This window comes from Paeniglutamicibacter sp. Y32M11, assembly GCF_019285735.1.
GTDB lineage: Bacteria > Actinomycetota > Actinomycetes > Actinomycetales > Micrococcaceae > Paeniglutamicibacter.
In genome coordinates this window covers 3,678,741-3,701,520 of the sequence record NZ_CP079107.1, presented here as the reverse complement: position 1 = coordinate 3,701,520, position 22,780 = coordinate 3,678,741, and the positions used below count along the sequence as shown (strand labels likewise).

The following is a 22,780-nucleotide window of genomic DNA, read 5'->3' as shown; positions in this document are numbered from 1 at the left end:
TCGATGCCCCCGGGTCAGGCGGTGTTACACCAGCGCGCTGGCAGTCTGCAACGACGGCAAGACCAATTGCTCAAAGCGTTCCTTCATGGTGGCCAGCGTGAGCGCCGGATCCTGGTTGTTGATTTCTTCATTAAAGATCTCCACCTCAACCGGACCGGTGTACCCGGCCTGCGCTACAGCCAGAGAAATGGAGGCGAAATCAACGTAGCCATCGCCCATCATGCCACGGGACTTCAACGCGTCGCTGGCGATCGGCAGGTTGAAGTCACACACCTGGTAACTGGCCAACCGGCCCTCAATCCCGGCGCGGGTGATGGCCTGAGCAAGACGCGGATCCCACCACACATGGAAGGTATCCACCACGACGCCGACGGTTGCCGGGGCGTGGGGGGCCGCCAGATCGAGGGCCTGATCCAGCGTGGAGAGCACGGCGCGGTCGGCGGCGTACATCGGATGCAGGGCCTCTAAAACCAGCCGGACCCCGTGTTCTGCGGCGTAGGGCACCAGTTCGGCCAGCCGGTCAGCTACCCGGGCTCGGGCGGCTGCTACATCCTTGTCGGCGCGGTCGCCCGTTCCACCCAAGACGTGGGCTGCCGCCGGGAGTCCGCCGACCACCATGATCAATTCGCCGGTGCCCAGCGCCGCGGCTTCGCGGATGGCCTCCCGGTTTTCTTCCAGCGCGGCCGCCTGACCTTCGGCATCGGAGGAGGTGAGGAATCCGCCGCGGCACAGCGAGGAGACGCTGAGGCCCGCCGCCGATACTGCCTTGGCTGCTGCCTCCGCACCGTCCACCAGCAGGTGGCGCCAGAGACCGATATGGCTCAAACCTGCCTCTGCGGTGTAGCGAATCGCCTCATCAAGAGAAAGGTTGGGTATGGTCCCGGTGTTCAGGGATAGTTCAAAACTCATCAGATTCCTCCGGTGGTGAGTAGGGCGCTCATGCGGCGTGCGGCTTCCGCGGGGTCACGCAGTAACCCCGCCTCATCGGCCAGGGCAAAGGTGGTGGCTAGGTGTGTCAGTGAGCGCCCGGAGTGCAGGCCACCGACCAGTTGGAAACCGCTTTGGTGTCCGTTGAGCCAGGCCAGGAATGCGATGCCGGTCTTGTAGTAGAAGGTGGGAGCGGAAAAGATGTGTTTCCCGAGTTCTTGGGTGGAAGCCAAGATTTGGTATCCACGCTCCGTGTCCCCGGCGTCGAAGGCCTGCAGGGCGGTCGACGCAGCGGGATAGATGGCGGCGAAGATGCCCAGCAGGGCGTCGGAGTGGCGCTGCCCGTCGCCGCGGATCAACTCGGGATAGTTGAAATCATCCCCGGTGTACAGGCGTACTCCCGCCGGCAGGGCTGCCCGCAACTGGATTTCGTGTTCGGCATCGAGCAGCGATACCTTCACCCCGTCGATCTTCTCGGGGTTCGAGTTGATCAGTTCCAGGAACGTCGAGGTGGCGACCGATATGTCGGCGGATCCCCAGTATCCGGCCAGAGCTGGATCAAACATGGTGCCCAGCCAGTGCAGGATGACCGGTTGGGAGGACTGTTTGAGCAGATCCGTGTAGATCCGCAGGTAATCTTCGGCATTCCGGGCCACTGAGGCCAGGGCGCGGGAGCACATGATGATGGTTTTGGCACCGGCTGCCTCAACGACCTCGAGCTGTTCAAGGTAGGCGGCCTGAACGGCTTGAAGTCCGGCGTCGCCGGTGGGGAGGTTTTCCAACACCAGTTGGTCGGTGCCCACGCCACAGGAGATCAGATCCCGCACGCTTTTGCCGCGTAGTGCGGCCGGCGCGCTGTGCACCACGGAAGCTGCTTCCGCCGCCGAGCGGGAAATCAGTTCCTGGGTGGCCGACCAGTCCAATCCCATGCCGCGCTGCGCGGTATCCATGGCATCGGCAACGCCTAGACCCCAGGACCACAGTTCGTGGCGGTAGCTCAGGGTGGCCTGCCAGTCTAAGACCGCCGGGGATCCGGGAGTATTTTCCGCATTCATCTGCGGCACCACGTGGGCGGCCGCGTACACGTTGCGCGAGGTGATGGGTGCGGTCGGCTTGCTCCACGCGCCGGGGGCCTTCATGGTGTGCTCGCGCAGTCTTCCATCGGATGAGGGCAGGAGCAGGGTCGTGCCGGTTGCCAGGCTCACAGCACGACCTCGGGGATGTCGATGGTGCGGCGTTCGGCGGCGGAGAGCAGGCCGAGTTCCGCCAGCTGCACGCCGCGCGCGGCGGACAGCAAACCAAACCGGTGCTCGCGGCCGTAGGCCACGTCTTCTAGGAATTCTTCCCACTGGCGCTTGAAGCCGTTGTCGAGTTCGTCGTTGGCCGGGACCTCAAGCCACTGATCGCGGAAGGACTCGGTGACGGGTAGATCGGGGTTCCATACCGGCTTGGGAGTATTGGCGCGCTGCTGGGCCACGCACTTGTTCAGGCCGGCAACGGCCGAGCCGTGTGTGCCATCAATCTGGAATTCGACGAGTTCGTCGCGGTACACGCGCACCGCCCACGAGGAGTTGATCTGTGCGACCACCGGATCCCCGGCGGGGGTCTCCAATTCGAAGATGCCGTAGGCGGCATCATCGGCGGTGGCGGCGTATTCGTTGTTCTGCTCGTCCCAGCGCGCCGGGATATGGGTGGCAGTTTTGGAGGTGACCGACTTGACCTTGCCAATGATGCCCTCAAGCACGTAGTTCCAGTGGCAGTACATATCCGTGGTCATCGAGCCGCCGTCGGCCAATCGATAGTTCCAGCTGGGGCGCTGGGCCGCTTGGATGTCACCCTCGAAGACCCAGTAACCGAATTCCCCGCGCAGCGAGAGAATCCGTCCGAAGAACCCCTCATCAACGAGTCGGCGCAACTTGACCAGACCCGGGAGGTAGAGCTTGTCATGCACCACGCCCGCGGTGATGCCCTTAGCCTTGGCGATCCGAGCCAGTTCGATGGCCTCCTCGAGAGTTTCCGCGGTGGGCTTCTCGGTGAAGATGTGCTTGCCGGCGTTGATGGCCTTGGTGAGCGTTTGTGAGCGCAGGGAGGTCATCGAGGCATCAAACACGATGTCGACGGTGGGGTCGTTGATGACCTCATCAAGGTCGGTGGTCCAGTGCTCGATCTTGTGAATGCGGGCGAGTTCTCGGATTTTTTCTTCATTGCGGCCGACCAAGATGGGCTGCACGGTGATCTTGCGTCCGTCGGCCAGAGTGATGCCACCCTGGTCACGAATCGGAAGGATCGAACGAAGGAGGTGCTGACGGTAACCCATGCGACCGGTGATACCGTTCATGGCGATACGAAGTACTTGTGTTTCCGGCATGGTCTTCTGACTCCTGAAATCGGGTCGGTATATCTGGGAAAGTGGGTGGGAATGCGCTTTCCAAGATATATTCGTTTAGATCGACGTGTCAACTGTCACAATGGCGTGTGTGGTTTCGGCAGCGTGCCGAAATTATTGAAAGGTGGTTTTCCAGATGGTCGTACGGCTGGCAGATGTGGCCCGTGAGGCAGGAGTCTCTCCGGCGACCGCGTCCCGGGTCTTGAACGGCTCCTCGCGAAGCCCGGCGGAAGCGATTGCCGAGAAGGTTCGCGGTGCCGCCGAGCGCCTGGGATACTTCCCTAACGCTCAAGCCCAAGCGCTCGCCCGCTCCTCGGCGGGCCTGGTGGGCTTGATCGTGCACGACATTGCCGACCCCTACTTTTCCTCCATCGCCCACGGGGTGCAGCATGGGCTCCATGGCTCGGGATTGCGCGTCATGCTCTCGAGCACCGACAGGGATGGCGAGACCGAAATGGAAGCCGTGCGCGCCTTCATGTCCTACCGGACCGAGGGGATTGTGCTGGCCGGATCGCGCACCGTTGACGGCGATGAGCCGCTGATTGCTGCGGTGGAAACTTACCGAAAAAATGGCGGCAAGGTCATCATGATCGGCCAACCATTGCCGGGAACCTTGGGCCTGAGCGTTGATAACCGCGGCTCCGCCACCGAGCTGGTGCGCCAACTGGTGGAGCTTGGACATCGACGCTTTGTGATCCTGGCCGGAGATATGAATCTGGTGACGGTGAAAGATCGTCATGCCGGATTTATTGAAGGACTAGATGAGGCCGGACTATCGGCCTTGGCGGTACTGCCAGGGGTCTTTACCCGCGATGGCGGGTTGGAAGTCATGACCGAATACCTCGATGCATCGGGTGCTGAAATAGCTCAGGGACAGATCTGCGTCCTGGCCGCCAATGACGTGATGGCCCTCGGCGCGCTGACCGCCGTGCGCCGCGCCGGTTTGCGGGTTCCGCAGGACGTGGCGCTGGCCGGATTTGATGACATCGCCACGCTTGAAGACATGATTCCCTCGATCACCACCGTCCAGCTGCCCCTGGATTCCATGGGGGAGCAGGCGGCGCTCATGCTCTTGGGTGCCGAAGACGCTGCCTCCGTTCGAGTGATTGACGGGACCCCGATTTTGCGCGAAAGCACCACGTTCTGTCCCTGATTTCCATGATTGCCAATTGTGTATTGATGCATGCGCAAAAGGAATCACGAAGATAGCCAGGGCACTTGACGGGTGATTCCAATCACACATACGGTGTTGGAAACCGCTTTCCCAAGAGCGGGCGACCGTGCTCCACCACAAGACTTGAGGATTCGATGATGAAATTCGCTCGACTGGCAAAATTTACGGCGGCGGCGTCCATAGCCGCGCTGGCGCTCACAGGCTGCGGCGGCAACGGGAATGCCGCAGACGCCAATGGAGACGTGACGTTGCGCTTCTCCTGGTGGGGTTCTGAGTCGCGGTCAGCGGCAACCCAGAAGATTATCGATGCCTTCGAAGCCAAGAACCCCGGCATCAAAATCCAGGGTGAGTATGGAGATTGGGGTGGTTATTGGGACAAACTGGCGACGCAGGTTGCTTCCAATGATGCGCCGGACATTATTCAGATGGATGACAAGTATCTGCGTGAATACGCAGACCGTGGAGCATTGCTGGACCTCTCGGACGTTGATGTCTCCAAGTTCGACGAGGCAGCCATCACCAATGGCACCACCGAGGACGGCGTTGTCGGCATCACCACCGGAATTAATGCCATGGCGATGATGGCCAACCCGACGCTCTTCAAGGAAGCCGGCGTCGAATTACCCGATGACAAGACCTGGACCTGGGATGACTACAGTGACATCTCCGCGAAAATTACGAAAAATACCAAAGTATTTGGTGCAACCGGACCCAATGAGCCAGCCGGTTTCCAGTTCTGGCTGCGTCAGGACGGCAAATCGTTGACTACCGCCGAGGGCACTCTCGGATTTGAACCAGCGGATGCCGTCTCGTACTTTGAAATGCTCAAGGGACTCATGGAGGCCGAAGCCATTCCGAGCGCCTCGGGAATCGCCGAGGACCAGAGCCCAGGCCCGGACCGGTCGTTGACCGGAACCAACGGCGCAGCCATGGGCATGTGGTGGACCAACCAACTCACCGCCCTTTCCGGCGCCTCCGGTGAAGACCTAGTCCCCTTGCGCATGCCGGGCCGCAGCGGAGAAGCCGGTGGATCACAGACCTTCTTCAAGTCATCGATGTTCATGTCCGCCACCAAGGGCACCAAGCACCCCGAAGAGGTCAAAAAGTTTATTGACTTCATGGTGAACTCCGAAGAAGCTGGCCTGCTCAACCTGGCAGACCGCGGACTTCCCTCCAACCTCGATGTGCGTAAAGCAGTGGTTGCGGCCCTTGATGGAGCAGACGCTCGCTCGGCCGAGTTCATGGCCGACATCGAAGACGAAATTGCCGCCGCCGAACCGGTGCCACCGCGCGGGTTTAGTGGTCTGCAGGACATCCTGTACCGCTACGGACTGGAAGTGTTCTTCGGACGTCTGAGCACCGAGGACGCTGCACAGAAGATGTACGAGGAAATGAAGATCGAAATCAGCTAGTTCGCACTGGCGCTGTGGTGGAGACAAGGCCGTCGGCCTTGTCTCCACCACAGTTGTTTAATACCGTTGTCCGGCAGATGACGACTTCCGTGATCATTCCTCAGCGCTTCTGCGGCCGATTCAGTGCGATCAGGCTCAGCGACGTGAGAACCCCAGATCCGAGCGCTAGGGCGGCCACGACCCACCACTGGTAGCCGGTGGACCAGAACCACGCCAAACCGCCGCAGAGGCACAGCAACATAAAGAAGACCACGAAGAAAATAATCGATAGCCACATCCGGCTCTTGTTCATGCCTCAAGCGTCGCACGTGGAACAGTGCTCCGCGGTGCGAAGTGGCCCGTGGCGTGGAGCCGTTCGAGCGAGACGGCGGCATCTTTCACCGGAAGTACCCGACAGTCGTAAATACGAGGGATAGACAGCTGCCGTGATTACCCGAGTAGCAGCGTAATCACTAACGTCACGGGCAATGCCAGCAGGGTGCTACAGAGGATGACCTCCCGGGCGACGGTGGTTTCCAGGCGGAACTGTTGGGAAAAGAGCAGCACGTTTTGGGCGGTGGGAAGCGCCGCCATGAGTACCACCCCGAGCAGTGCGGTTCCCTGCAAATGGAAAACAAAAGCAGCAAACGCCCAGGCCACCAGCGGCATAAATAGCATCTTGAATCCGGTCGCCAGGAACACCTCACCGCGCAGTGATTTCTGCGCCAGCGGCCGCTGCCCGTAAAGCGAGAGGCCAAACGCCATAAGCAACAGCGGGATGGAGGCCTGTCCCAACATGTCCAACGGAATGTGAATGACCTCGGGCAGACGGAGATCAAAGGCGGCGAAGAGCGCACCGATGAATGTGGCAATGGTGACGGGGTTGGCGATGGACCGAAGGATGGTTTTAGCCAACGGAGTCTTGTTCTCTTGGCTGCCGGTCGCGCGGGCTGCCAGGGCAAAGAAGCAGAGATAGACCGGAGCGATCATCAGCAACTGGGCAATGAGGACCGAGACCACCGGGTCGGTACTGCCCACCGCATAGAGTGCCAGCGGCACGCCAATGTTTCCGGCGTTAACGTAGCTGGTGGACATCGCGGCGCCCGGGAGCCGGGTCGTGGGGACCTTGAAAAATAGTTTGGCGCTGAGCGCATAGAGCCCGCCGGTCAGCGCGGCGGTGATCAGGGCTATTGGAGTGAACACTCCGATGACCGAGCGCAGATCGGTCTCGGCCAACAGCGTGAACATCAATGCCGGATTGGTGATGTAGTAAATCAGCGGGGTCAGTCCGGTGGCGATGGATTCACGCTTGCGCGGCAGGAACCGCGCGGTGGCCAACCCGATGAAGATCAGGATCAGTACGATCGTGAACCCCTGGAGCACTCCTTGCATATTCTCTTCCTCGGTTGGTCCTTGATGATCGTGGTCGCGGACCAGACCTGAGTTTAAGCGCGGTAAGGACGCCGGAATCGTTGTGCTCAACGACTCCGGCGTCCCTACTGCTATTCAATTCGTGGCGCTAGCGAACCAGCGCCGGGGACTTCGCATTGAATTCCCATCCCGGAATCAGGTACTGCATGGAAGCAGCATCATCTCGCGAGCCCAGCCCGTGCTCCAGGTAGAGCTCGTGAGCCTCGGCCAGTCGGGTGCGATCCAGGCTCACGCCCAGGCCCGAACGATCCGGCACCTTGATCTCGCCGTCACGAATCAGCAGCGGTTCCTCGGTCAACCCCTGACCGTCCTGCCAGATCCAGTGTGTATCCAGTGCCGTGATTTCGCCCGGCGCCGCGGCACCAACCTGGGTAAACATGGCGAGGGAAATATCGAAGTGGTTGTTTGAGTGTGAACCCCAGGTCAGCCCAAACTCGTTGCAGAGTTGGGCCACACGTACCGAACCTGCCATGGTCCAGAAGTGCGGATCGGCCAGTGGGATGTCCACGGCATTGGTGCGGATGGCGTGGGCCATTTCGCGCCAATCGGTGGCGATCATATTGGTGGCCGTTGCCAGGCCGGTGGCCCGACGGAACTCGGCCACCACCTCACGTCCGGAGAACTTGCCCTCGGCGCCACAGGGATCCTCGGCGTAGGCCACAATGCCCTGCATTCGCTTACCCAAGCGGATGGCGTCCTTGAGCAGCCAGCCGCCATTGGGATCTAGGGTGATGCGTGCCTCGGGGAAGCGCTGCTTCAGCGCGATGACGGCGTCAACTTCCGCATCCCCGGCCTGCACTCCACCCTTGAGCTTGAAGTCCTTGAACCCGTAACGCTTCTGAGCTGCCTCGGCGAGCTTCACGATGGCCTCCGGGGTCATGGCTTCCTCGCGGCGCACCTTCTCCCAGTCATCGGTGCCGTGTGGCTCGCGCAGGTAGGGCAGATCGGTGTCATCGGGGTTGCCCACGTAGAAGAGGTAGCCAAGCATCGGCACGGCATCGCGCTGTTGCCCGTCGCCCAGCAGCTCCGCAACGGGAACGCCGAGGAACTGGCCGTGCACATCCAGCAGTGCCGACTCGATGGCCGTGACCGCGTGCACCGTGGTGCGCAGGTCAAAGGTTTGGGTGCCACGTCCACCGGCATCCCGGTCGGCAAAGCGGGTGGCCACCGCGCGCAGCAGCGTGCGGTACTTGGCCACCGGTGCACCGATGAGCAGTTGCCCAGCCTCTTCAATGGTGCTTCGGATCGCTTCGCCACCGGGCACCTCACCGAGGCCGGTGCGGCCATCGGAGTCGGTGATGATGGTGATATTGCGAGTGAAGAACGGGCCATGGGCGCCGGAAAGGTTCAACAGCATCGAGTCGTGTCCGGCGACCGGAACCACCTCGATGCTCGCGATGGTGGGTTGTCCTAGGCTCATGCGTTTTCCCCGGCATTCTTCAGGGTGCCATCGATGCGGCGGGTCAGCTTCCACGGGTTGGATCGCTGCAACGCTGCCGGCAGCAATGCGTCGGGGATGTTCTGGTAGGCCACCGGGCGCAGGAAGCGCTCAATGGCGAGGGTGCCGACCGAGGTGGTGCGGGTATCCGAGGTGGCGGGGAAGGGTCCGCCGTGCACCATTGCGTGGCCGACCTCTACTCCGGTGGGCCAGCCGTTAACCAGGATGCGTCCGGCCTTGCGCTCCAGGATGGGCAGGACCGCGGCGACGTCCTCATGATCCGCATCTGTCAACTGCAGGGTGGCGGTGAGCTGGCCCTCCAGCTTGTACAGGGCGGTGGCTAGCTCCGCAGCATCCGCATAGCGGATGACCAGTGAGGCGGCACCGAAGATCTCCTCATGCAGTACCGGGTTATGCAGCAGTTGCTCCACCTTGGTGGAGAAAATCGACGGTGCCGGGGCATTCTCGCCGCTTCCCTCGGCGCCGCGGCCCAGAAGTTCGACTCCGGGCTGGGAGCCAAGATTCTGCACACCCTGGACCCAGGAGTTGTAGATGCCCGCCGTGAGCATCGTCTGACCGGCGGCGTTTGCGGTTTCGGTGCGAAGTGCGGCGGCGAACTCGTCCCCTGCCGCACCGGTGGGAACAAACACCAGCCCCGGGGCGGTGCAGAGCTGTCCACTGGAGCCGACCACCGATCCCAGGTAGGCCTTGGCATGGGCAGCCGCGTCCTGGGCCAAAGCACCGGAGAAGAAGATCACCGGGTTGATGGAGCTCATTTCGGCGTAGACCGGGATGGGTTCCGGGCGCGCCGCCGCGGTAGCCATTAGCGCGGTGCCGCCGGAACGGGAGCCGGTGAAGCCCACGGCCTTGATGCGTGGATCGGAGACCAGCGCCTGACCGATGCTTGCGCCGGGTCCGTAGATCAGCGAGAAGATCCCCGGGTGCAGGTTCAACTCGGTGATGGCCGCGGTGATGGCCCGGCCCACGATTTCGCTGGTGCCCGGGTGGGCGTTGTGGGCCTTGAAGATGACCGGGCAGCCGGCGGCCAGCGCCGAGGCGGTATCCCCACCGGCGGTGGAGAAGGCCAACGGGAAGTTTGATGCACCAAACACCGCCACCGGACCCAGCGGGATTTTGCGCTGACGGATATCCACCCGCGGCATGGGAGCCCGATCCGGTAGTGCCGGATCAATCCGCACCCCGTGCTGATCACCTTGGCGAACCACCGTGGCGAAGAGCCGCAGCTGGTTCACGGTGCGTCCGCGCTCGCCGGTTAAGCGTGCCTCGGGAAGTCCCGTCTCTTCCATGGCGCGGGCCACCAATTCGGTGCCCACCGCCTCGATGTTTGCCGCGATGGTCTCGAGGAATGAGGCATGAGTTTCCGGGTCAAGAGCACGGAAGGAATCGAAGGCATCCTCCGCCGCCGCGGTGGCCAGTGCCAACTGATCCTTATCGATCAGCGAGAAGGCCGGTTCCAGGGGCTGGTTGGTGGCGGGGTTAAAGCCGCGCACCTCGCCGCCGTTGCCGTGGGTAGGGATTCCGGCGAGGATGGACTGGCCGGTGAGTTGCTGGGTATCCGTGGACATAAGTGCTCCTGCGTCGGAAGGTGGGGGAGGAAGTGGTGGTGCTTTAGACGGTTGCGGGGGCGGGCATGAGGCCAGCCTGGGCGATCAGTGCGCCCAGATCTGCCAGGTCGGCCTCGGTGAGGTCCTGAAGCGGCGTGCGAACCGAGCCTGCATCGCGGCCAACGGCCTTCAGGCCGCCCTTGACGATGGAGACGCCGTAGCCGGCGACGCGGTCGCGGATGTCCAGGTACGGCAGGACAAAGCGCTTGAGCTTCTCGGTGACGGCGGCGTTATCCAGGTTGCGCACGTCCTGGTAGAAGTCCAGGGCGAACTCCGGAACGAAGTTGTACATGGCCGAGGAGTAGGTGCTCATGCCCAGCTGCAGCAGCGGCAAAGCGAAGGTCTCGGCGGTGGGCAGGCCACCGAGGTAGAAGAGCCGGTCGCCATTCTTGGCCACCACCTTGGTGATGTGCTCAATGTTGCCGGTGGCGTCCTTGAAACCGATGAAGTTCTCATGCTTTTCGGCCAGTCGTGCCACGGTGTCGGCCGAGTAGATGGCATTGGCGCGGTTGTAGACGATGACGCCGGTGGTGGTTGAGGAGCAGACGGCCGAGACGTGGGCGAACAGGCCCTCCTGGTCGCATTCGGTCAGGTAAGGGGGAAGCAACAGGACACCCTGGGCGCCGGCGGCCTCGGAATCCTGCGCATTTTGGATGGCCTGCTTGGTGGACCCGCCGGCCGAGCCGAGCACCGGGACGCGGTCTCCGGCTTCTTCCACTGCCATGCGCACCACGCGGGAGGCTTCCTCCGGGGTGAGCGTGAAGCCCTCGCCCGTGCCGCCGGCGGCAAAGAGGCCGGCAACGCCGAAGCTGGACTGCCAGTCCAGGTGCTTGCGGTAGCCAGCCTCGTCAACTTCTAGGTTGGCATCAAATGCCGTCACCGGGAAGGAGAGCAATCCGTCTTTGAGCTTGTTGGCAAGTTCGGCGGGGGTGTAGGTGGCCATGAGGTGATACTCCTAAAACTGTGGGGTGCCTCCACGACTACGTCGGTGGGTGTGGCGGTGGACGATGGTGTTGTTCGTTGACCCCAGCCTAGGGAGCACCGTTGATGCATGTCCAAGCCCATATTTGTATGGTTTGATACCCGGCGGGTATCGCTCCGTCGAGTGCTGGTGCCCGTCCATGAGCATTGTTGGCTCAGGCCCGCAGTGAACTGCGCACAATCTGCGCAAGTTTGGCCAGGGCGGGATTGCGCGTATCCCTGTTCCAGATCGCATGTAACTCCACAGCGTCCTCCGCGACATCCTCGAGCCTGAGGTAGGAAACCCCCTCAACACCGAGGAGCTTGGCGCTTTCGGGGACGAAGGCGATGCCGCGTCCCGCCGCGACCAGCGTGATCATGGTCAGGATCTGAGAGACGGTGTGAATGACGTTCTGGTGCTCGATATCGATCTGTCGCACCACGAGGTCATAAAAATAGCGGGCCTTAGTGGGCGAGTGCATGATGAGGGCTTCGCCCGCGAGGTCTTCAATGAGGACCTCGCGCGGAAGCAGGTCCAGCCGATGTCCGGTGGGCACCGCAAGGCAAAGTGACTCGGAGAAGAGTAGTTGGGATTCAAGGGCTTTTTCATCAAAGGGCGGGCGTGCCAACCCCATGTCAATATCCCCATCCTGCAAGGCGGCGACCTGTTCGCCGGTGACCATTTCAAACAGTTCAAGATGCACGTTGGGTAAGTTGGTGGAGATTTCCGAGAGCAAGGGACCGAGCAGACTGAAGCCCGATGCGGCGGTGAACCCGATGCGCAATTCCCCGAACTGTCCCGAGGCAATGCGTCGAGCATTCAGCGGTGCGCGCTCGGCAGAAATCACCAAACGTCGCGCGTCGGTGAGAAAGGCCTGCCCGGCCGCGGTGAGAGATACCTTGCGGTTGTCACGTTCGAGCAGTTCAACCCCGACGCTGCGCTCAAGCTTCTGGATTTGTCGACTCAAGGGTGGCTGGGTCATATTCAGCCGTTCGGCGGCTCGCCCAAAGTGCAGCTCCTCGGCAACGGCGACAAAACTTCGGGCTTGGTCCAAGGTGAACAATTGATACCTTTCGGGAATCACTCTATGCATAGATGGGGTTGGACAAGCATCATAACTTTTTTCTAGGCTCAGGCAGAAGCAAAAAACGTGTTGTGACTCACTCGCAGGGCGGCATCGCCCCACACCACGCATCGCTAACAAGGAGATCTCGCAATGAAGCAGAAAATCACCCGACGTGTCATGCTGTCGCTTGCCGCAACCACGGCCGCACTGTCCTTGGCGGCCTGTGGCGGAAATGTCGGCGGCGGCTCGGCCGACGGCGCGACCTTCCCTAGCGGCCCGGTCACCTTCACCGTCGGTCAGGCTCCGGGCGGATCCACCGACCTGATCGCCCGCGCCGTGGCCGAAGGCATGGCAGAAAAGCTGGGCGTTGCCATCCCGGTCGTCAACAAGCCAGGTGCCAACGGCGCCCTGGCCACCGAGGAAGTCGCCGCCATGAAGGCCGACGGCCAGAACCTCGTGCTGCTTAATGCCTCGCTGATCACCATCACGCCGCTGGCCGTCGCGGCCGACGAAGCAGTTTCGCTGGACAAGCTCGACGTCATCGCGGGCCTGTCCCAGGACGACTACGTCATGGTTGCCAGCACCAAGTCCGGGGTCAAATCGGTTGAGGATCTGACCAAGAGCACCTCCAAGCTGTCCTTCGGCACCACCGGCGTGGGTACCGGCTCGCAGTTGGCTCAGGCACTGTTGTTGGCTCAGGCCAAGGTCGAGGGCACTATCGTTCCCTTCGACTCCGGCTCCCCGGCGCTGACCGCAGTCATGGGCAACCAGGTCCAGGTTTCCACCGTCCAGCTCGGCGAAGCCAAGCCACAGATTGATGCGGGCACGGTGACCCCGCTGGTGGTCTTCTCCTCCGAACGCAATGAATTCCTTCCAGAGGTGCCGACCGCCATTGAAGCCGGCTACGACGTTCCGGTTTCGCAGTACCGCGCGATTGCAGCACCCAAGGGTCTGAGTGCCGAGACCAAGACCGCCCTGGTCGAATCGGTCAAGGCTGCGGTTGCCAAGGACACCTACAAGTCCTTCAATAAGTCGACCCTGTTGACCCCGAAAGAAATCACCGGTGAGGAAGTTGTCACCGAGTGGAACGCGCTGGCCGCGAAGTACAAGAAGCTGACCGAGCAGTACAACATCTCGCTGGCCTCGAACTAACATCTCGCCCGTTCCCCACCCCATGCGCCACTGAGGTGGCGCACTCCAGATCAAAAGGAAGCACGTTATGCGAGCAGATCATGCGCCGCACGTCGAAGAAGTCGCGGTTCAGGAAGAAGAGATCCTGACGCCCGAGCAGCTTGCGGAGGTCTGGGCCGCCGAGGCGCCCGAACCCGCCGGCCCGGTGGCCAACCTGATCTCCTCCTTGGTTGCCTTGGCCCTGGGCGTTGGGGGACTGGTGCTCTCGCTGAAACTGGGATTGGGAACGCCGGCCGAACCGCGTCCCGGCATGTGGCCCTTTGTCGTCAGCCTGGTGGTGGCCGTGCTCTCGGTCGTCCAGATCGTCATCGGGCGCACCGGCGGGAAGGACGGAGAAAAGTTCTCCGCCTATTCCTGGTACGCAGCCATCGGTTTCGCCACCCTGGTGGGCATGGTGTTGCTGATGCCGGTGATTGGCTTTGAAATTCCGTCGCTGCTGTTGTGCTTCATCTGGATGAGGTGGCTCGGCGGTGAGCGCTGGCGCTCGGCCACCATGTACTCGATCCTGATTGTTGGCGCGTTCTACGCGATCTTTATTGCCGCACTCGGAACCACCATCCCTCGACTTTTCTAAGTCACAGACCTAAAGGTAAAACGGCATGGATTTCTTCGGCCCGGTCTTGGACGGCTTTGGTGTTGTCCTGGACCCAACCAATCTTTTGTACTGCCTGCTCGGCGTCGCCATCGGCATGCTGATCGGCGTGCTGCCGGGCCTCGGCCCGGCGGCAACCATCGCGATTCTTCTTCCCATGACCTACGGGGTGGAGCCGGTCACCGCGATCATCATGCTGGCGGGCATCTTCTACGGTGCCCAGTACGGCGGCACCATCACCTCGGTGCTGCTGCGTATTCCCGGTGAAGCCAGCTCCGTGGTCACCGTCTTTGATGGCTACGTCCTCGCCAAGCAGGGCAAGGCCGGCACCGCCCTGGGCATCGCCGCCATCGGTTCGTTCATCGGCGGCACCGTCGGCATCATCGGCCTCACCTTCTTGGCCCCGCTCGTGGCGGGATTCGCTCTGGACTTCGGACCTCCCGAATACACGGCCCTGGCCTTGCTGGGCATCCTGTTGGTCGCCACCATCTCCGGTGGATCGAAGATCAAGGCGCTGATCGCCGCAGCCTTCGGCCTGTTCCTGGCCACGGTAGGCCGCGACATCTTCACCGGGGCCGAGCGCTTCACCTTCGATAACCTGTCTTTGGCAGACGGCATCGACTTCGTGCCGATCGCCATGGGCCTCTTCGGACTCGGGGAGATCCTTTACAACCTCGAGGAACGCCACCGTGCAGCGGCCGCCCCGGTCGCCGTGGCCAACGTCTGGCCCTCACGCAAAGACCTGAAGCAGTCCTCCGGTGCCATCGGGCGCGGCTCGGTCTTGGGCTTCTTCCTGGGCATCCTGCCCGGGGGAGGCGCCACCATCGCCTCGCTGGCTGCTTACGCAGTGGAAAAGAAGCGCGCCAAGGATCCTTCGCGCTTCGGCAAGGGCGCCATTGAGGGTGTTGCCGGACCGGAATCTGCGAACAACGCCGCTGCGACCAGCTCGTTTATCCCGCTACTGACCCTGGGCATCCCGGCCAACGCCACCATGGCCATCATCTTCGGCGCCCTGCTGATCCAGGGTGTGACCCCGGGTCCACAGCTGATCACCGAGCAGCCCGAGCTGTTCTGGGGCGTGGTGAACTCCATGTACATCGGCAACATCCTGTTGCTGATCATGTCGATCCCGCTGGTGGGATTGTTTGTCAGGATCTTGCGGATCCGTGGCGCCATCCTGGCCCCGATCACGGCATTGATCACCATGCTCGGTGCCTACACCATCCGCAACTCGATGTTCGATGTGATGCTCGTGGTGCTCTTCGGTGCACTGGGCTACCTGATGAAGAAGTTCGGCTTCGAACCCGGCCCGCTGGTGCTGGCCTTTGTGCTCGGCAGCCTGCTCGAGTCATCGCTTCGCCGTTCGCTGCTGGTGCTCGAGGGTGATCCAACGGGGTTCTTCACCCGTCCGATCTCCGGCACGCTGCTGGTCATCTTCGTCATGGTCGCGGTGTGGCCAATGATCAAGACCGTCATGAACAAGCGTAAGACGGCAAACGCCCTCTCGCTCGAAACTAAGGTTAAGGAAAAGGTATGAGCATCCTAGTGGGATACGTTCCGACCAAGGTCGGGGAGGCGGCGGTGCGCGCGGCCATCAAGGAGGCCAAGCTCCGCGACGAGGAATTGCTGATTGTGAACTCGGTGCGCGAGGGCGCATTGGTGGATAAGTCCGTTGCGAGCCCACAAGACATCGAGCGCGTCACGGCATCCACCGTGGATGCTGGCATCAAGGCCAGGGTTCTGGAGTCGGTTCATCGTGACGACCTCGCCGAGGAGATCCTGGAACTGGCCGAAAAGCACGATGTCTCACTGATCGTCATTGGGCTGCGTCAGCGTTCCCAGGTCGGCAAGTTCATTATGGGTTCCCACGCCCAGCGCATCCTGCTGCAGGCAGAGCACCCGGTGCTAGCCGTGAAGGCGGACCAGCTCTAGTAAGACTGCGGCAACCTATCGATGGCCGCGTTGCCCCTGCCGCTTTTGCGGTGGGGGCAACGCGGCCCTTTTTCTGGCCACACGTCGCGATTACCAGTATTTGTCACTCGGCATCGGGCAAAGGGGGCGCTGATGCCCCGTCTGTGGTTTCGAACCATGCCCGTCCGTGCCGGTACCGGATGGCAAACCCTTTAAGTCCTGCGGGTGTGAGGTCAATCCGGTCCACGATCCCGCCAAGCGGCGGCCGGGGGCGGTCCCACTGTGATTCGTTTACATGCGGATGGCTTTCGTCAATCATGAAACCCGCGTCGGGTTGGATTTCTGCTGTGCCATTAGTGAAGCGTGCAGGCAGACCGATGAATGTCTTGCCCGCATAGCCAATGAGTAAAGTCCTGTCTGCTTCGGCTTGCATGGACATCGGCAGCAGGGAATCTTCGTCCCAGAGCCAGGTACCGGTGGCGTTGGAACGAAACTGTTCGGAGGTAAGGGAATTAATCTGCTCGATCCCATGAACCGGACAGTAAACGGAAGCCGTAATGCCGATGTCCCCGTAAAGGTCCCTTTCATCGGGGTTAGCGCGCATAAATTCGTTGATGCAGGTACACGAGGGTAGTGATTGAGCGTGATCAAAAGGCACCGTGCCGGCGTCTTCGGAAAGCGATGACCAGAGACCTTGTACCGGGCCACCAACGATCGGGACATGCCACACCATATTGCCTACGCGTCTGCGCGCTAGGAACCTCCAGCCGCAGCGGTGCCACTGGGCTAGGGCCAGAACACTCACGGTTGCGGCAGCTGTTCCCAGATAGTCGGATAACACCAGATCTTCGAGTTCCTGATAGGTGCGACCGATTGCGGTGGGTAGCGCCATCGCAGTAGCCAACCAACCGAAGATAGCGATCGCGCTCAAACCCGTAGCCCAGTGCGTGCTGCGTCGTTTCATGCGGTTCAGAGACTTGCGCGCAGCCGGGCCTAGCTCAATTGAGATGTCTACGTTCGACTTTGTGGCGAGATCCCGGACTGCGTGAATCTGTCGTAGGGAGAACTTTGTCTGGATCAGCCACCAAAGGGCTGCTGCCATGGTGCCGGCCCACCAGATGGCGGCATTATCGGTGGGGTCGAGTGAATACGCTACGGCCGCGTAGAGCAAAACGATGGGTGCGATCGCAACGGCCATACGACCAAAAAACCAGCCGATAAGAGAAAAGAATATGGCAACGAGCGTCGCAGAGAGCCCGAACATGTCCGCGATTTGGTAGGTGTGTTGCCAATATTCCGGAGGTAGGTCCTCCCACGCCCGGGCATCAATGAATGAGGCAACCGTTGTCATCAAGACAATCGCACAAGCCACAAGCATTTGTCGCCACGTGCGAGGGCAGAGAGGAAGGGCGGCCCATTCCTTGGAATCCGGCCTGACCAGACAGTAGGTTTTGCTCACGTTGAAACCACGGTGTTCATGAAAAACATTCTCGCACCGAAATGTGGGTCGGTTCGTCTCGGTTCCCGGTGGTCTCCAGTGCCTGGTTAGTTAACCTGCAACGACGAATCTACGCTGAGTCTTCGAAGCGAGCCTGGTTGTTGGATGGAGCATCTCACGACGCAGGGTGCTCCCTGCAGACGGGGCGGCTCAGGTAAAGGGCTCGCTTCGAGGATTGGCGGGCAGTGATTTTCTCAGGGGGTGGGTGATGAAACTCCGGCTTCAATCTCGAGCCGGTGCAAGGAATTGGCCAAGTGCATGCGCATGGCTGCGGCTGCGGACATGGCATTGCCCGAAGCGATGGCATTGCGGATGCTCAGGTGTTCCTCCGCGACCTGTTCCAACCGGGGGAGTCGGACCGATTCCGTTGAATCGAGGCGCTGGCGTGGCATGGCAATCATGGCAGGGCCGAGGTGACGCACCGCGTCCAGAAAGTAGGGGTTCCCGCTACCGGCGGCCACGGCCGAATGGAACTCGAAGTCGCAGCTCATGGACAGTGCTGCGTTGGTTCCCGCGTTGCGGAAGGCCTCGAGAGCCGTATCTAGCGCGGGCAGAGTTTCGGCGTTCGCCGCGATGGCGGCGGCGGCTGCGGCCTCGGACTCAAGCCCCATCCGGAACTCGAGCAATTGTCGGCGCTCGGACAAGGTCCTGGGGACCCTAGCTTGCGCTCCGGTTTCCGGGGCTGGGGGAGTAAGGGCAAAACTGCCAGCCCCGCGGCGCGTATGAACCAATCCTTCGGCCTGCAGCCGGGTCACCGCCTCGCGCACCACGGTGCGCGAGACACCATGCTCGGCGATCAGGGAGTTCTCGCTCGGGAGCTTGTCTCCCGGGGCGATTTCTCCGGAACTGATCTGCTCACGCAGGTGTTCAACCAGGCCGGTCGTCAGATTGGGTTTCATAGAAGGAATGCTTTCATGCGCGCCGCGGTGAGGAGCTTAGGCTCGGCCGAATTCGACGGTGTCGGTGGTCCAGGCGCGGGCCTGGTCGCTGAAGGTGAAGCCGAGTCCCGGACGGTTGGGGACCAACATGCGACCGTCCTTGGTCTCGAGGCGCTCGTTGAACAACGGGTCGAGCCAGTCGAAGTGCTCCACCCAGGGTTCGCGAGGGTAGGCGGCGGCGAGGTGCAGGTGGATCTCCATGGCGAAGTGCGGTGCCAGGTCCAGTCCCGCCTGGTCAGCGAGCGTGGCCAGACGCAGGAACTGGGTGATGCCGCCGATGCGCGGGGCATCGGGCTGGATGATGTCGCAGGCGCGGGTGGCAATCAGGCGTTCGTGCTCGGCCACGGAGGCGAGCATTTCGCCGGTGGCAATCGGGGTGTCCAGGGCTGCGGCGAGTGCGGCGTGGCCCTCGGCATCGTAGGCATCAAGCGGTTCCTCGATCCAGACCAGATCGAACTCCTCTAGCTTGCGACCCATGCGCAGTGCGGTGGCGCGGTCCCACTGCTGGTTGGCATCCACCATCATGGGCACGTCCGGGCCGATGTGCTCGCGCACCGCGGTGACTCGACGCAGGTCCTCGGAGGAATCGGGCAGACCGACCTTGATCTTGATGCCGCCAATGCCTTCTTCGATGGACTGGGTGGCGCGGTCCTTGATCTCGGCGATGGAGGCGTTGAGGAATCCGCCGGAGGTGTTATAGGTTCGCACCGAATCGCGGTGGGAGCCGAGGAACTTGGCCAGTGGCAGGCCCGCGCGCTTGGATTTCAGGTCGTAAAGGGCGATGTCGAGCGCGGCGAGGGCCTGAGTGGCGACACCCGAGCGTCCGACCGAGGCTCCTGCCCACAAGAGCTTGGTGTACAGCTTGGCAATGTCGTTAGGATCCTCGCCGATCATGGTCTCGGCGACTTCCTTGGCGTGAGCGAACTGTGCCGGCCCGCCGGCGCGCTTCGAGTAGGAGAAGCCTAGGCCTTCGTGTCCCTGCTCGGTGGTGATCTCGGCAAAGAGGAAGATGACCTCGGTCATCGGCTTCTGGCGACCGGTGAAGACCTTCGCGTCGGAGATCGGGGTGGCCAGGGGCAGCCGCGCGGTGGACAGCTTGACGTGGCGAATGGCATCGGGTGTGTAGCTCATGGCGGGTCTGTGCTCCTGGGAGTGAATGGCGAGGCTGTGGTGCTGAACACAACTTATCGTATAAGTCTAAAACTTATTACACAAGTGGTTTGGGGAAGTTTTCCAGATTGAAAATTTTCGAATCCTTTAAGGCCCGATGCTGAAAATGCCTGTGGCCCACCCGGAGAACCGGGCGGGCCACTGCGTCTTGGTTTTACTACGAGATGGGAGTAACGAGTTCCCCGGATTCCACATAACTGCGCAGGTTATCCAGCACCAGGGAGGCCATATCGGCACGGGTCTCGTGAGTACCGCTGCCCAGGTGTGGCAGCAGGACCACGTTCTCCATGGCAAAGAGTTCTTCTGGAACGTGTGGCTCGGAAGCGAACACATCCAGGCCGGCTCCGGCGATGGAGCCAGACTGCAGGGCCGCGACCAGCGCCGGCTCGTCAACGACGCTGCCGCGGGCAATGTTGATCAGGAAGCCCTTCGGTCCGATCGCCTCCAGCACCGCTGCATCAACCAGCCCCGCCGAATCTGGGCCGCCTGCAGCTGCCACGATCAACACATCTGTGGCCTCGGCCAGCGCGGTCGCCGACGGGTGGTACGTGTAGGGGCTGCCGGTGATCTCCGAGCGGTTGTGATAGTGAATTTCGCAGTCGAAACCCTCGAGGCGCTTGGCAATGGCGGCGCCGATCCGACCCAGACCCAAAATGCCCACACGCTTGGAGCTGGCGCGGGTGGCCAGCGGGAAGTTTGCCCCCGTGGCCCAGGTGCCATTGCGGACAAAACGCTCCGCGGCGCTCAGCGTGCGCAGTGTGTCGAGGTACAGGCCCAGGGCGGTGTCGGCGACGCAGTCGGTCAGGACATCGGGGGTGTTGCTGATCGGAATGCCGCGCTCGGTGGCCTGGGCAACGTCGGTGGCGTCGTAGCCGACACCAAAGTTCACGATGGCTTCGAGGTTTGGAAGCCGCTTCATGGTCTGCGTATCAACGCCGATCTTTCCCGAACACACGGCAACCCGAATGGATGAACCGTGTTCCGCGAGGAATGCCTCGCGCTGCGCCCCGGCATCGGGCAGAACCAATGAAGCGTAGTTTTCAAGCAGCGCCTGGGCGACCGTTGGGTTGACCGGGCCGACGCGCACTATGGCGTTCCCGGAGATGGGGCTGTGATCGCGTCGCGTGGAGGCGCTGGTATCTGTTGACATACCTGCATCTTAGGAAGACTCAAGCATGCACGTCCAACACGGAGAACGCATTGATCAATACCGTTGAGGTATTGATGCTCTTTCAGCCGCCAAATGTAGCGGAAGTCACATTCCCTGTCTCGTTCGGTTCGATGCCGTGCACCCCAAAACCGCGCGTTCATGCCGAAGCAATGCCTTGACGCGCTTCGGCCTAGCCGTCAAAGCTATGTGAACACGACCGGCAGTTCCCCTCGCATTGGTCGTCCACACTCGTCCAATTCGCTCACCGCAGAGGAAACACCGATGTTTTTATCCAGCAAAGCAACGACGCCCGTGACCCGCACCCGTCGACTCTCCATGGCCGTGGCCGCCGGTGCCCTGTTGGGCGTCACGGTGCTCTCGGGCTGCTCCGTAGCCAACTCCACCGAAGCTTCGAGTTCCGGTGGATCCGGAGCTCCGGCAGCGGGGGGCACGCTGCGGGTGGTCCTGCAGCAGGAACCACCGACGCTTGAAGCCTGCGAGTCGAACCTGACCAGCACCGGAGTGGTGGTGCGCTCAACCATCACCGAACCACTGATCGAACGTAATCCCACCACCGGTGAGCTCGAGCCCAAGCTCGCCACTGAATGGACCAGCTCGGATGACACCAACTGGACGCTGAAGCTGCGCGAGGGCGTGAAATTCCACGACGGATCAGACTTCACCGCCGAGGATGCCGCGGCAACCATCGACCGTGCGGTGAACGGCAAACTCGGCTGCAACGTCGAAGGTTATGTCTTTGGCGATGATGACCTCAAGGTCAAGGCAGTTGACGCCACCACCCTGACCGTGACAGCTCCCAAGGCCGATCCGATCCTGCCGCTGCGCCTCTCCTTCCTTGAGGTCGTGCCGGCCGAGACTTCCGCCACCGAGAAGGTACGCGAACCGATCGGCACCGGGCCCTACAAACTGGATAAATGGGACGCCGGCCAGTCCATCAATGCATCGGCCTTCGCCGACTACTGGGGCGAGGCACCGGCCTTCGACAAGGCCAACTACCAGTGGAGAAGCGAGGGCAGCGTCCGCGCCGCCATGATCACCTCCGGCGAGGCAGACATCGCCACCGGCCTGAGCCCCGAGGACAATATCGGGGATCTGGGCGTCTCCTACCCGAACAACGAAACCGTTGCCCTGCGCATGCACGCGGATAAGGCACCCTTCACCGACATCAAGGTCCGTCAGGCCGTGAACTACGCCATCGACAAGGAAGCCATCGTCGCCTCGCTCTACGGCGGACGCGATAAGGTCGCCGCCCAGCTGGTTCCCGAGGGCGTTGTAGGACACAGCGAGGAGCTGGCCGCCTGGCCCTATGACCCGGAAAAGGCCAAGGCCCTGGTTGAAGAGGCCAAGGCCGCAGGCGTTGACACCTCCGCGCAGATCAGCCTGATCGTGCGCACCGCCCAGTTCCCCAAGATCGAAGAACTCGGCCAAGTCATCCAGGAACAGCTGAGCCAGGCCGGTCTGAATGTGAAGCTGAAGATGCTTGAGACCAGCCAGCACCTGACCTACCAGGTCCGCCCGTTCCCCACCGATGATGAGGGAGCGATCATGCTCATGACTCAGCACGGCAACCAGGCAGGTGACGCGGCCTTCACCGTTGATCAGTACATGACGTCCAAGGGGGCGCAGTCGGCCTTCGGCACCCCCGAACTCGACAAGCTCATCGCAACGGCCGATGCCGCCACCGGCGATGATCGCCAGGGCGCCTTCGAGAAGGTCTTCTCCTACCAGAACGAGAACGTGGTTCAGTTCGCGCACATCGCCCACCAGACCGGCATGCTCGGTATTGCCGGGACAGTGGCCTACACGCCGAACTCCTCCTCGGGCGATGAACTGCGCCTGGCAGAAGTCACCGCCAAGTAGCTCCCATCCAAAGGCCCTTTGCAAGGAACTGGCAATAATGAATTCGACGG

Annotated in this window: 20 protein-coding genes; 7 read left to right on the top strand and 13 right to left on the bottom strand. The window is 61.8% G+C overall.

The features are described from left to right. Positions 1 to 24: 24 nt before the first annotated feature. The 3 genes from KUF55_RS16440 to KUF55_RS16430 all read right to left on the bottom strand — a co-directional run bounded on the left by KUF55_RS16440 (position 25) and on the right by KUF55_RS16430 (position 3,295). Positions 25 to 909, bottom strand: a complete 885-nt coding sequence (locus tag KUF55_RS16440) for a sugar phosphate isomerase/epimerase (protein ID WP_218817322.1) — start codon at positions 907 to 909, stop codon at positions 25 to 27. Beyond that, positions 909 to 2,066 carry a dihydrodipicolinate synthase family protein gene (locus KUF55_RS16435; RefSeq protein WP_218818842.1) on the bottom strand — a complete coding sequence of 386 codons (1,158 nt, stop codon included), beginning with the start codon at positions 2,064 to 2,066 and terminating at the stop codon, positions 909 to 911. Before KUF55_RS16435 ends, KUF55_RS16440 begins: the two co-directional genes overlap by 1 nt. 62 nt (positions 2,067 to 2,128) lie before the next feature. After that, positions 2,129 to 3,295: a Gfo/Idh/MocA family protein gene (locus KUF55_RS16430; RefSeq protein ID WP_132360166.1), complete on the bottom strand. Its 1,167-nt coding sequence runs from the start codon at positions 3,293 to 3,295 to the stop codon at positions 2,129 to 2,131. A gap of 154 nt (positions 3,296 to 3,449) precedes the next feature. Here KUF55_RS16430 and KUF55_RS16425 point away from each other — a divergent pair, with 154 nt between their 5' ends. Beyond that, complete coding sequence (locus tag KUF55_RS16425; RefSeq protein WP_218817321.1) at positions 3,450 to 4,466, top strand: LacI family DNA-binding transcriptional regulator; 1,017 nt, start codon at positions 3,450 to 3,452, stop codon at positions 4,464 to 4,466. Between the two features lie 158 nt (positions 4,467 to 4,624). Next, positions 4,625 to 5,899 (top strand): ABC transporter substrate-binding protein, encoded by a 1,275-nt coding sequence (locus KUF55_RS16420; RefSeq protein WP_255557124.1) that lies wholly within the window; start codon positions 4,625 to 4,627, stop codon positions 5,897 to 5,899. Positions 5,900 to 5,999: 100 nt separating this feature from the next. On the opposite strand, the gene KUF55_RS16415 is transcribed toward KUF55_RS16420, so the two are convergent. From KUF55_RS16415 to KUF55_RS16390, 6 genes are all read right to left on the bottom strand, one after another. Continuing rightward, positions 6,000 to 6,191 carry a hypothetical protein gene (locus tag KUF55_RS16415; RefSeq protein WP_218817319.1) on the bottom strand — a complete coding sequence of 64 codons (192 nt, stop codon included), beginning with the start codon at positions 6,189 to 6,191 and terminating at the stop codon, positions 6,000 to 6,002. A gap of 137 nt (positions 6,192 to 6,328) precedes the next feature. Then, positions 6,329 to 7,270: an AEC family transporter gene (locus KUF55_RS16410; RefSeq protein WP_218817318.1), complete on the bottom strand. Its 942-nt coding sequence runs from the start codon at positions 7,268 to 7,270 to the stop codon at positions 6,329 to 6,331. Between the two features lie 127 nt (positions 7,271 to 7,397). Continuing rightward, positions 7,398 to 8,729: an enolase C-terminal domain-like protein gene (locus tag KUF55_RS16405; RefSeq protein WP_218817317.1), complete on the bottom strand. Its 1,332-nt coding sequence runs from the start codon at positions 8,727 to 8,729 to the stop codon at positions 7,398 to 7,400. Next, entirely contained in the window at positions 8,726 to 10,333 is a 1,608-nt protein-coding gene (locus tag KUF55_RS16400) for an aldehyde dehydrogenase (NADP(+)) (RefSeq protein WP_218817316.1), read from the bottom strand. The genes KUF55_RS16405 and KUF55_RS16400 overlap by 4 nt, the downstream gene beginning before the upstream one ends. 43 nt (positions 10,334 to 10,376) lie before the next feature. Then, positions 10,377 to 11,315 (bottom strand): 5-dehydro-4-deoxyglucarate dehydratase, encoded by a 939-nt coding sequence (locus tag KUF55_RS16395; RefSeq protein WP_132360155.1) that lies wholly within the window; start codon positions 11,313 to 11,315, stop codon positions 10,377 to 10,379. 193 nt (positions 11,316 to 11,508) lie between these two features. Continuing rightward, positions 11,509 to 12,396 carry a LysR family transcriptional regulator gene (locus KUF55_RS16390; protein ID WP_218817315.1) on the bottom strand — a complete coding sequence of 296 codons (888 nt, stop codon included), beginning with the start codon at positions 12,394 to 12,396 and terminating at the stop codon, positions 11,509 to 11,511. 153 nt (positions 12,397 to 12,549) lie between these two features. Between KUF55_RS16390 and KUF55_RS16385 the strand changes: the two genes are divergently transcribed. From KUF55_RS16385 to KUF55_RS16370, 4 genes are all read left to right on the top strand, one after another. Then, entirely contained in the window at positions 12,550 to 13,551 is a 1,002-nt protein-coding gene (locus KUF55_RS16385; protein WP_218817314.1) for a tripartite tricarboxylate transporter substrate binding protein, read from the top strand. A gap of 67 nt (positions 13,552 to 13,618) precedes the next feature. Continuing rightward, on the top strand, positions 13,619 to 14,164 hold the full coding sequence (locus tag KUF55_RS16380) for a tripartite tricarboxylate transporter TctB family protein (RefSeq protein WP_132360150.1): 546 nt from the start codon (positions 13,619 to 13,621) through the stop codon (positions 14,162 to 14,164). Between the two features lie 25 nt (positions 14,165 to 14,189). Then, positions 14,190 to 15,719, top strand: coding sequence for a tripartite tricarboxylate transporter permease (locus KUF55_RS16375; RefSeq protein WP_218817313.1), 1,530 nt, complete (start codon positions 14,190 to 14,192; stop codon positions 15,717 to 15,719). Then, a complete protein-coding gene (locus tag KUF55_RS16370; RefSeq protein ID WP_218817312.1) occupies positions 15,716 to 16,114 on the top strand; it encodes a universal stress protein in 399 nt (132 codons plus the stop codon). Before KUF55_RS16375 ends, KUF55_RS16370 begins: the two co-directional genes overlap by 4 nt. Before the next feature lie 103 nt (positions 16,115 to 16,217). Here the strand turns inward: KUF55_RS16370 and KUF55_RS16365 are convergent, their stop codons facing one another. The 4 genes from KUF55_RS16365 to KUF55_RS16350 all read right to left on the bottom strand — a co-directional run bounded on the left by KUF55_RS16365 (position 16,218) and on the right by KUF55_RS16350 (position 20,849). Beyond that, positions 16,218 to 17,552, bottom strand: a complete 1,335-nt coding sequence (locus KUF55_RS16365; protein ID WP_218817311.1) for a hypothetical protein — start codon at positions 17,550 to 17,552, stop codon at positions 16,218 to 16,220. Between the two features lie 233 nt (positions 17,553 to 17,785). Next, positions 17,786 to 18,490 carry a FadR/GntR family transcriptional regulator gene (locus KUF55_RS16360; protein WP_218817310.1) on the bottom strand — a complete coding sequence of 235 codons (705 nt, stop codon included), beginning with the start codon at positions 18,488 to 18,490 and terminating at the stop codon, positions 17,786 to 17,788. Positions 18,491 to 18,526: 36 nt separating this feature from the next. Further along, positions 18,527 to 19,660: a mandelate racemase/muconate lactonizing enzyme family protein gene (locus KUF55_RS16355; RefSeq protein WP_132360119.1), complete on the bottom strand. Its 1,134-nt coding sequence runs from the start codon at positions 19,658 to 19,660 to the stop codon at positions 18,527 to 18,529. A gap of 196 nt (positions 19,661 to 19,856) precedes the next feature. After that, positions 19,857 to 20,849, bottom strand: a complete 993-nt coding sequence (locus KUF55_RS16350) for a 2-hydroxyacid dehydrogenase (protein WP_255557120.1) — start codon at positions 20,847 to 20,849, stop codon at positions 19,857 to 19,859. 282 nt (positions 20,850 to 21,131) lie between these two features. Here KUF55_RS16350 and KUF55_RS16345 point away from each other — a divergent pair, with 282 nt between their 5' ends. Continuing rightward, positions 21,132 to 22,730: an ABC transporter substrate-binding protein gene (locus KUF55_RS16345; RefSeq protein ID WP_218817309.1), complete on the top strand. Its 1,599-nt coding sequence runs from the start codon at positions 21,132 to 21,134 to the stop codon at positions 22,728 to 22,730. The last annotated feature ends 50 nt before the right edge of the window (positions 22,731 to 22,780 follow it).

What these genes read in the sequence shown, in the direction of transcription:
- KUF55_RS16440 (WP_218817322.1), bottom strand. Translation starts at nt 909, where the DNA reads ATGAGTTTTGAACTATCCCTGAACACCGGGACCATACCCAACCTTTCT.
- KUF55_RS16435 (WP_218818842.1), bottom strand. Translation starts at nt 2,066, where the DNA reads ATGAAGGCCCCCGGCGCGTGGAGCAAGCCGACCGCACCCATCACCTCG.
- KUF55_RS16430 (WP_132360166.1), bottom strand. Translation starts at nt 3,295, where the DNA reads ATGCCGGAAACACAAGTACTTCGTATCGCCATGAACGGTATCACCGGT.
- KUF55_RS16425 (WP_218817321.1), top strand. Translation starts at nt 3,450, where the DNA reads ATGGTCGTACGGCTGGCAGATGTGGCCCGTGAGGCAGGAGTCTCTCCG.
- KUF55_RS16420 (WP_255557124.1), top strand. Translation starts at nt 4,625, where the DNA reads ATGAAATTCGCTCGACTGGCAAAATTTACGGCGGCGGCGTCCATAGCC.
- KUF55_RS16415 (WP_218817319.1), bottom strand. Translation starts at nt 6,191, where the DNA reads ATGAACAAGAGCCGGATGTGGCTATCGATTATTTTCTTCGTGGTCTTC.
- KUF55_RS16410 (WP_218817318.1), bottom strand. Translation starts at nt 7,270, where the DNA reads ATGCAAGGAGTGCTCCAGGGGTTCACGATCGTACTGATCCTGATCTTC.
- KUF55_RS16405 (WP_218817317.1), bottom strand. Translation starts at nt 8,729, where the DNA reads ATGAGCCTAGGACAACCCACCATCGCGAGCATCGAGGTGGTTCCGGTC.
- KUF55_RS16400 (WP_218817316.1), bottom strand. Translation starts at nt 10,333, where the DNA reads ATGTCCACGGATACCCAGCAACTCACCGGCCAGTCCATCCTCGCCGGA.
- KUF55_RS16395 (WP_132360155.1), bottom strand. Translation starts at nt 11,315, where the DNA reads ATGGCCACCTACACCCCCGCCGAACTTGCCAACAAGCTCAAAGACGGA.
- KUF55_RS16385 (WP_218817314.1), top strand. Translation starts at nt 12,550, where the DNA reads ATGAAGCAGAAAATCACCCGACGTGTCATGCTGTCGCTTGCCGCAACC.
- KUF55_RS16380 (WP_132360150.1), top strand. Translation starts at nt 13,619, where the DNA reads ATGCGAGCAGATCATGCGCCGCACGTCGAAGAAGTCGCGGTTCAGGAA.
- KUF55_RS16375 (WP_218817313.1), top strand. Translation starts at nt 14,190, where the DNA reads ATGGATTTCTTCGGCCCGGTCTTGGACGGCTTTGGTGTTGTCCTGGAC.
- KUF55_RS16370 (WP_218817312.1), top strand. Translation starts at nt 15,716, where the DNA reads ATGAGCATCCTAGTGGGATACGTTCCGACCAAGGTCGGGGAGGCGGCG.
- KUF55_RS16360 (WP_218817310.1), bottom strand. Translation starts at nt 18,490, where the DNA reads ATGAAACCCAATCTGACGACCGGCCTGGTTGAACACCTGCGTGAGCAG.
- KUF55_RS16355 (WP_132360119.1), bottom strand. Translation starts at nt 19,660, where the DNA reads ATGAGCTACACACCCGATGCCATTCGCCACGTCAAGCTGTCCACCGCG.
- KUF55_RS16350 (WP_255557120.1), bottom strand. Translation starts at nt 20,849, where the DNA reads ATGTCAACAGATACCAGCGCCTCCACGCGACGCGATCACAGCCCCATC.
- KUF55_RS16345 (WP_218817309.1), top strand. Translation starts at nt 21,132, where the DNA reads ATGTTTTTATCCAGCAAAGCAACGACGCCCGTGACCCGCACCCGTCGA.